General features: G+C 65.3%; 2 protein-coding genes and 1 pseudogene. 2 read left to right on the top strand and 1 reads right to left on the bottom strand.

Annotated elements, in window-relative coordinates; all coding sequences use genetic code 11:
* Together ACSFA3_RS26335 and ACSFA3_RS26330 are read left to right on the top strand one after the other, a co-directional pair.
* Window positions 1–127 (top strand): annotated as a pseudogene (locus ACSFA3_RS26335) (bifunctional Delta(1)-pyrroline-2-carboxylate/Delta(1)-piperideine-2-carboxylate reductase); the annotation flags it as partial.
* 140 nt (window positions 128–267) lie between these two features.
* The gene (locus tag ACSFA3_RS26330) at window positions 268–498 is read left to right on the top strand and encodes a hypothetical protein (RefSeq protein WP_435508236.1); all 231 of its coding nucleotides are present in this window, start codon (window positions 268–270) and stop codon (window positions 496–498) included.
* A 4-nt stretch (window positions 499–502) separates the two neighbouring features.
* Here the strand turns inward: ACSFA3_RS26330 and ACSFA3_RS26325 are convergent.
* On the bottom strand, window positions 503–1,016 hold a 514-nt coding region (locus tag ACSFA3_RS26325; RefSeq protein WP_435508235.1), incomplete at its 5' end, for a TetR/AcrR family transcriptional regulator.

The raw sequence follows: 1,016 nt of genomic DNA, 5'->3' as shown, positions 1-1,016 counted from the left end.
GCTGTGCCGCGCGGAGTGCCCGGGCCGCTCGACCAGCGAAGAACGCACCGTGTTCAAGGCCGTCGGCAGCGCCCTGGAAGACCTGACCGCCGCCACCCTCGTGTGGCAATCGAGAGACATGACCTAAGCCTTATGGCCTAGTTTCTGGCCGCCAAAGCCCCTTGAGGGCGGGTTTTTCCTACATCTCGATACGTCGTGTGGCCAATAGCGCACACGGCGCATCGCGGATATCGTGCTCCTCACACCATCGACTGGGGGGACCACGTCATGCTCAGCACCGACCACAAAGCCAACATCCTCCACAAGGCCGGATACACCGTGCCAGCCAGGCCGGGAAGTGCCGACAGCATCTACCAGACGGCCCAGTGCTGGGAGAAAGCGATCGAGACGCTTTCCGTGTCGTACTCGGCCAGCCGGGCCGCCAAGAGCCTGCGGGATGCGGAGGAAGCGCGCATGCTGGCCTTGCTGCAATTGCGCTCGACCAAGGCCTACGCCTGAGCGTTCACGCTGCCTGCTGGCGGTCGCGCAGGTAGGCAAGGATCAGTCTGACAAGTTCGCTTCTGAGCGCGGGCAAGCCCAGGTCGCCACGATGCGCCGCCGCGTGGACAACCCCTTCGACGGCAGATGAGAGCACGCGCGCTGCCGTCTCGTCGTCACCGGCGCCACCGCTCGTGTTCGCGGTCGTTGCGATCAGCACCCGATAGCGTCGCTGGTATTCCGCCTCGAACTCCGCATAGCTCGACCGTGCCACGAGCGGCACCTCGTCGAGCAAAACCCGGTGCAGCGCCTCATCGACCGAATGGGCGGCAATGACACCGTCGGCAAACCGCGCCACCCGCTGGTCGAGCGGAATGGCCTCGTTGTCATCCCCAGCGCTGGACAACGCCACGAGCACCTCGTCGAGATGGCGCTGCCGGATCGCCTCGGCAATCGCCAGCTTGTTCGGAAAGTACTGGTAGAGCGAACCGACGCTGACGCCCGCGACGGCCGCGATCTCGTTGGTCGTGAACCGCGCC

Source organism: Variovorax glucosi, assembly GCF_051216695.1.
Taxonomy (GTDB): Bacteria; Pseudomonadota; Gammaproteobacteria; order Burkholderiales; family Burkholderiaceae_C; genus Variovorax.
This window is presented reverse-complemented; position numbering and strand designations above follow the sequence as displayed.

Excerpts from the sequence above, each read along its gene's own strand:
- ACSFA3_RS26330 (WP_435508236.1), top strand. The coding sequence starts at position 268 with ATGCTCAGCACCGACCACAAAGCCAACATCCTCCACAAGGCCGGATAC.